7 protein-coding genes are annotated in these 6477 nt (G+C 49.3%); all 7 read right to left on the bottom strand.

Annotation, left to right across the window (positions count from 1 at the left end; all coding sequences use genetic code 11):
• On the bottom strand, window positions 1-345 hold a 345-nt coding region (locus AQR02_RS34400), incomplete at its 3' end, for a response regulator (RefSeq protein WP_245237509.1).
• Window positions 346-430: 85 nt separating this feature from the next.
• Entirely contained in the window at window positions 431-1693 is a 1263-nt protein-coding gene (gene ccsA / locus AQR02_RS16390; RefSeq protein WP_054941394.1) for a cytochrome c biogenesis protein CcsA, read from the bottom strand.
• Window positions 1690-3378, bottom strand: a complete 1689-nt coding sequence (gene resB, locus AQR02_RS16395; protein ID WP_245237510.1) for a cytochrome c biogenesis protein ResB — start codon at window positions 3376-3378, stop codon at window positions 1690-1692. The genes ccsA and resB overlap by 4 nt, the downstream gene beginning before the upstream one ends.
• Window positions 3375-3899: a redoxin domain-containing protein gene (locus AQR02_RS16400; protein WP_054941395.1), complete on the bottom strand. Its 525-nt coding sequence runs from the start codon at window positions 3897-3899 to the stop codon at window positions 3375-3377. The genes resB and AQR02_RS16400 overlap by 4 nt, the downstream gene beginning before the upstream one ends.
• A gap of 110 nt (window positions 3900-4009) precedes the next feature.
• Complete coding sequence (locus AQR02_RS16405; RefSeq protein WP_054941396.1) at window positions 4010-4768, bottom strand: pseudouridine synthase; 759 nt, start codon at window positions 4766-4768, stop codon at window positions 4010-4012.
• Between the two features lie 20 nt (window positions 4769-4788).
• Window positions 4789-5133, bottom strand: coding sequence for a peptidoglycan recognition protein family protein (locus AQR02_RS16410; RefSeq protein WP_054941397.1), 345 nt, complete (start codon window positions 5131-5133; stop codon window positions 4789-4791).
• A gap of 648 nt (window positions 5134-5781) precedes the next feature.
• Window positions 5782-6273, bottom strand: coding sequence for a hypothetical protein (locus tag AQR02_RS16415; protein WP_054941398.1), 492 nt, complete (start codon window positions 6271-6273; stop codon window positions 5782-5784).
• Between the last annotated feature and the right edge of the window lie 204 nt (window positions 6274-6477).

Consider the following 6477-nt stretch of genomic DNA (forward strand, 5'->3'; position numbering starts at 1 on the left):
CCGGTAAATCACTTCACGCGGACTGAAAGGCTTAACGACATAGTCATCTGCACCCATTTCAAAGCCCTGCACCCGGTTAATCTCTCCACCCTTGGCAGTCAGCATCAGGACCGGAGTCGATTTGACGCCTCTGAGTCTCGTCAGCACTTCGATCCCGTCGATACCCGGCAGCATAACATCGAGCAGGATGAGGCCGTAATCATTAGCCGTTGCTTTGCGCAAAGCGATTTCGCCATCTTCCGCCTCGTCAATTTCGTAGCCTTCTTTTTCAAGATACATTTTCAGCAGGCGGCGAATACGTTCTTCGTCATCCACCACCAGAATTCTATTCAAATGCTCTGCCATTAACAACAACCCCTTCATCAAATACAGTTGAACGTTACCCTAGTACGTACTAGATTCCTGTGCTGCAACTGCGAATACCGTATACTCAGTCTGTCCCCGCATAAGAATGAAGCCCGGCGATGACCAGATTTACACCTACAAGGGTAAACATCACAACCAAAAAACCCAATACGGCGAGCCATGCGGATTTGCGTCCCTGCCACCCGCGGGCCAGCCGCAAATGGAGATATGCGCTGTAGAACAGCCAGGTAACAAGCGCCCAGACCTCCTTGGGGTCCCAGCCCCAAAACCGGCCCCAGGCAACCTCAGCCCAGATCATTGCAAAGATCAATGCCCCCAGCGTAAAAATCGGAAAGCCGATGGCAATTGCCCTGTACGTAATTTCATCAAGATCATTCTCGTCAATTCCGTCCAGTACCGGATGAATAGCCTTGCCCAGCGGTTTGCGCACAGCAAGACGAAGAATTCCGTATAGAATGAGACCGGAAAGCAGCGACCATATAACGGTATTGAACTTTCGTCCGGCATTAACGCCATTCATCCATGAGGGTGCTTCGAACAGCGGCTGCTTTATTCCAAGAAACGACTGGAAAACCTCTGTTTCGCTATGGTAAGGTGCCACAATCGGCGGCATTTTATAACTCACTTTCTCTATTGTACTATCTTCCTGCCCGGAGCTGTCAATCGTAACGTTGCTGCGGACAAAAACAGATTCGTATCCGGCACCGCGGAAGGCAAATACACTCCCGAGAAATCCAATTATAACAATGATTGAAAAGAGAGTAAATTCAACCAGCCTCTGCTGCTTGCGGTCACTCCGCTCCTTGCTCTCAAAATTAACTGTGCGCAGCAAGTACATTAATCCGGCGGCAAAACCGACGGCGAAAAAGGATTCCCCGAGCGCAGCAAGCGTGACGTGGATATTCAGATAAATGGATTTCAATGATGGAATCAGCGGTTGAACCTCTTGCGGAAACACCGCTGCATACGCCATTACTATAATAGAAATCGGAACTGCGAATACCCCTAGAATGATTTTGCGGTAGATGGCAAAGATCACAGTAAACGCCACCATCACCATCATTGATAAAAAGGTCATGAATTCGTACATATTGCTGACGGGAATATGGCCCGAGCCCATCCAGCGGGTAATGAAATAAGCGAGATGGCAGAGCAATCCGACGGAAGAGACGATAAAAGCGATTCTTCCCCAACGGGCGGTATGCTCCTCCGGCTTCCTGCCGGACCACCGGCGGCCCATGATGGCGATCGTGAATAACATAAATGCACCGCTGTATAAAAAGAATGCGGCAATAAAGACATCACTGCTGAAATCGAGCAGGCTCATGCCAGACCTCCCCCGTTGTCCAATGATTTTTCATCGACTATCACGTCTACCTTGTGCAGTATAGATACGATCTCACGGCGGAAGCCGAACCAATTCTTGTTAGTGTGCCCTCCAAGGACAAGCTCACCGTTCTCAAGATTCAACCAAATGCGCCTATGCTGCCAGTAAAAGCCCAATACGAGTCCAAGCATTACGATCCCTGCACCCACCCAGACAAACGGCATCGCCCGGTCTACACGGATATTGAGATAAGATGTGGATTCAGCAAAATCAACATCGCTCATGCCCTGCACCTCTAGCTCCAGAAAACGTCCGCTACCACCCAGCTTGTCATTGATGGCCTGCTGCTGGAACTGCTCTTTATCCACCTGTTTCGGAAAATAAAAATATTGCTGCCCCTCCGCCGGCAGATCCGGCCCCGTAATGAGGAAGAGGAATGCGGGTGCATTCGGATAAGGCGACTTGGAGACCGGCTGTCCCTCATCGTTCAAGCCGAAATCCATATACTTTTCTTTGAGCGAAAGGGTGTAAGGCCCGGACTGGAATGTACGCTGCGGGTTCTTCATATCAAGCTTGAATTTGCCATACCCTTCTCCGGTGGCGCTGTTAACAAGCTCCGGCTGCACGGAACGCAGCACAGGGGTCAGGTCATAATCAAACTGATACGCTTTCAAACCTTTGTAGCTAAGCGGCGAGTTCACCCGGATGTCATGGACGGCAACTTCTGAAAGCTTAGGCTCCTTGGATGGGTCGGTACAATCTGCAGTACATTCATAGAGCACGGCCTTGGTCTCATAGAGCTTAGGCAGGACTTTTTTGCCGCGAAACTCCTCAGGCATTTCTTCATCCGAATAAAATTCAACAGTGAACTTCTCGTTCTTCAGATAATACGTTGTATCCGGGATCCTCGTGACCTCACCCTGCGGAAAGGCAAGATGCTGGTCCATGTTGAGTCCCGGCAATCCTCTCGCCAGTACGGCGAGCAAAAATATAATCAGACCGATATGTATTACATACGGTCCCCAGCGGCTAAAGCGGTGTTTCTCGGCCAGCAGAGCGCCTCCGTCCGTCTTGACGCGGTAGCCTTTTTTCTTCAGCGGCTCACTTAGCCGGGCCACCCAGACTTCCGGTTCCTCCTCCACCATCGTTACCAGCACAACCTTCTGGCGGGTCAGGAACTGGCGGTGCTTGCGGATCTTCTGCCGGGTCAGCGCCTTATACAGCGGAAGGACACGGTCCAGACTGCAGATGACCAGTGAAGCGCCAATCATCACAAGCAGCGTTACAAACCACCAGGACTCGTAGGTGTGCGAAAGGCCGAGTCTATAATATATATTCCCGGCTGTTCCGTACGTTTCTTTGTAATAGGTTGAGGCATCAATATTAAGAAAAGTGCTCTCTTGGGGAAAAATTGTGCCCAGCATAGAACCCAGCAGAGTCAGTACAATCAGGTAAATCGCTATTTTGACAGAGGAGAAAAAGTTCCAAATCAGGTCGATTGTCCCCGGGTTCACACGCTGCGAACGGCGGGCAACACCGTCATAGCGCATTTCAAGATTATCGGCAGACTCGCGGTCCTTCTCATCCAGCGGTTTGCCGCAGGCTTCACAGAGCACGGTACCTACCGGATTCTGATGGCCGCATTCACATTTGGTATTGCTGATCAGCGGCTCCCGCCCGTTCATGGGTTCACCAGCTTCCCGATTTGCCCGTCAAGCGAATCCAGATCGAGCTGCCCGATATGAATACTGTCCACTTTGCCCTTAGTATTAATGAAAAAAGTAGTAGGCAAAGGAGAAACGCCATAACTGCGGACAGCGCTGCGCCCGGAGTCCATGACTACCGGGAAATCGATGTCAACCAGCTTGACGAAATTCTCCACCGTCATCTGGTCTTCGCCGACGTTCACTCCAATGACTACAACCCCTTGATCCTTCCACTTCTCCCATTGTGCCTGCAGAGCAGGCATTTCCTTCACGCAAGGGCCGCACCAGGAACCCCAGAAATTAAGCACCACCGACTTGCCCTTATACTCATCAAGCGTATGGGTCAAGCCGTCAAGGCCAAGCAGCTCAAAAGATGGTGCTTTACCACCTTCCCTGGGCTTTCCGTCTCCCCCGAACACCGAGGAACCGATTGCATAACCTCCAAGCAAAAGTATTACTGAAAGAATTACGATTTGAATCGGCTTTCTCGCTTTGCCCACACGCGAAGCCCCCTTCTGTGACGCAACTCATACTTTAGTTGTCAGGTGTGAACATCCTATGAACATTATACCGAATATTGTCACAGTTTTAGGAGAGGGAATTGTGAACTTTATGTGTCTTTGCGTGTCGTATTTGCTTTTAGCGCACCAGCCTTAGCAATTTGCTGCAGATGGTTAATTTCATCCTTGGTCAGATGGCGGTAGGAGCCGCGCTTAAGATTCTGCAGCAAAATGTCCCCGAACGAAATCCGTTTCAGTCGGATCACAGGGTGGGCAATCGCTTCGAACATCCGGCGTACCTGACGGTTGCGTCCTTCATGAATCGTAATGCTGATGACGGATTCCTTATTCGCTTCATCCACATCCTTGTATTCCACTTCCGCCGGAGCAGTCATACCGTCCTCCAGCTTGATGCCCGCCTTAAGCTTGTCCAGGGCTGTTCCGTGCGGTATACCCTTGACCGTGGCCAGATACGTCTTTGGCACATGATGCTTCGGATGGGTAAGCAGGTTAGCAAACTCTCCGTCATTCGTCAGCAGCAGCAGCCCTTCCGTGTCATAATCCAAACGGCCTACAGGATATACACGCTCATTGATGCCCTTCAGATAATCTGTTACTACCTTGCGGCCCTTGTCATCGGATGCGCTTGTGATTACGCCCTTGGGCTTGTTGAACATGATGTAGATTTTATTCTCGCCCCGGATCAGCTTACCGGCCACTTTAATAATATCTTGTTCGGGGTCCACCTTCGTGCCAAGCGTAGTTACGAGTTCCCCGTTGACTTCCACTTTACCGGCCAAAATCATTTCTTCACATTTGCGTCTGGACGCAACACCTGCTTGCGCCAAAATTTTCTGTAATCTTTCCATTTTCGACTACTCACCTCAGGTTAATGATAACCATCAGCGGGATAAATCACAAGTTCATTCCATGGAAAAAATACTCCCGGGCACGAATTACTATGCGGTTCGATGAGCAAAGGGGATATTTCATAACGTGCAGCCAGCTCCAAAATGAGCTTGCCTGCAGCAAACAGCTGTTTTTTGCGGCCAGTCAGCTCTAAAGCTTCCTCTTGCTCCCCGTAGTTCCCCTCCAGACAGACATGGATATGATCCGGGTCTGTCAACAGGGGGCCGGCGTAGATTTCACCATCCTTGGCCACCCAAAAGTCAAATCCTTTCCCATTAATGGACGGACAGCGGGAATGATGCAGTATGAACCCTTTATATTCCATCGCATGGGCCTCCCTCCGTGTTGCTGCATTAGCATATGATTAGGGAGGGGGCGGGGTGACGGGTGGATTTGCGTTAAAAAATGCGGGATGGGCTGATGCCGTAACTGCGGGAAGTTTTGGACTTCCGGCCGCTGTTAGGTTTGGATTTCCTGATTGTAACCGCTGTTCGCGGTAGAAATCCAAACCTAAGCCCATGCTTACGATGCGAGCTTTCCTACGGAAAGCTTTCAGGCGGGCGCTCACGCTCCTCCAGTCCCAAAATTCCCTCCGTTACTTTCGCCCATCCGCTGCGCTTGAAGGCAAAAGAAAACCCTCACCCCGCGAGGGTGAGGGTAGAACGAGACAGGCGGCTTAGCAGTGCTTGACGGTGCATGCACCAAGTGGAAAAACTCCAACTAATTCACATTTATTTTGCTCAAAAAGGTTGATTAGTTGGAAAAAGTCCGCTTAGTTCCACATAAAACCATCATTTGCAAAGAAACAGAAGGAATTAGTTGGACATTTTCCCACTAAATCCAGCATCTGATCAAGCAAGCAAAATGAAAGCGGATAAATTCCAACTAAATAGCTGTACCAATCGACAGGTTAATCTGGAGTGCGAATCTTCAACACAATACGAAGACCGACCGCACAAAAAATAAAACGAAATTACCAGAATTCATTCTCCGGTTCTTCCAGGCTAATAAAATGGTCAGCCAGTAAGGTGAGAGCAAACACAGCAAAGTTAATAAACAGGCTGACCATTCCGCCCCAGCCAATCCCGCTGTCCTGTAAAGAGTCTCCCGTCACTGCTGCGGCAAAACGATTGAACTGAAACAGGTCAAACAGGTAAAGGAGAGAAATAACCGCGCTGAATATCCGTCTGTCTGCGAAAAAGCCGAGTCCTGCCGAGAAACCCACGGCTCCGCAAAAAACATTTATGAAAATCAATTCACCCCGGCTAAGAAATTCCGCGTTAAATAATAGTATCAAAAAATTCAGTGCTGAAAGCAGTACCCATACCCCGAGGATAAAGCCGGCTTTTTTGAGGAGCCATCTTCTGTCAATGCCCCATTCCTCCTGCAACACATCTGCCGCATAATTAAATAGATAATATAAGACCCCTGCATAACAGGCCAGCAAGATAAGAACGAACTCCATGCTTATATCTCCTCATCTAAAAAGTGCTCTGGATCGGGCAATTCAATGATGACTGATTCCCCATAACCTTAACACATTCCCAAAAATCCAGGAGTAAAGTAATTCACAAAAAAACTGGTGCTCAAATACCCGCTGTACCAGGCACCCGAACACCAGCAAATACTGGAATTCTCACTTTCTTCTATAAAATAATTTAAGCTTGCA

It is taken from the genome of Paenibacillus ihuae (assembly GCF_001368795.1).
GTDB lineage: Bacteria > Bacillota > Bacilli > Paenibacillales > Paenibacillaceae > Paenibacillus_AQ > Paenibacillus_AQ ihuae.

Bases quoted from the DNA above. Each gene is read 5' to 3' on its own strand.
- AQR02_RS16415 (WP_054941398.1), bottom strand. From the start codon at position 6,273: ATGGAGTTCGTTCTTATCTTGCTGGCCTGTTATGCAGGGGTCTTATAT.
- ccsA (WP_054941394.1), bottom strand. From the start codon at position 1,693: ATGAGCCTGCTCGATTTCAGCAGTGATGTCTTTATTGCCGCATTCTTT.
- AQR02_RS16410 (WP_054941397.1), bottom strand. From the start codon at position 5,133: ATGGAATATAAAGGGTTCATACTGCATCATTCCCGCTGTCCGTCCATT.
- resB (WP_245237510.1), bottom strand. From the start codon at position 3,378: ATGAACGGGCGGGAGCCGCTGATCAGCAATACCAAATGTGAATGCGGC.
- AQR02_RS16405 (WP_054941396.1), bottom strand. From the start codon at position 4,768: ATGGAAAGATTACAGAAAATTTTGGCGCAAGCAGGTGTTGCGTCCAGA.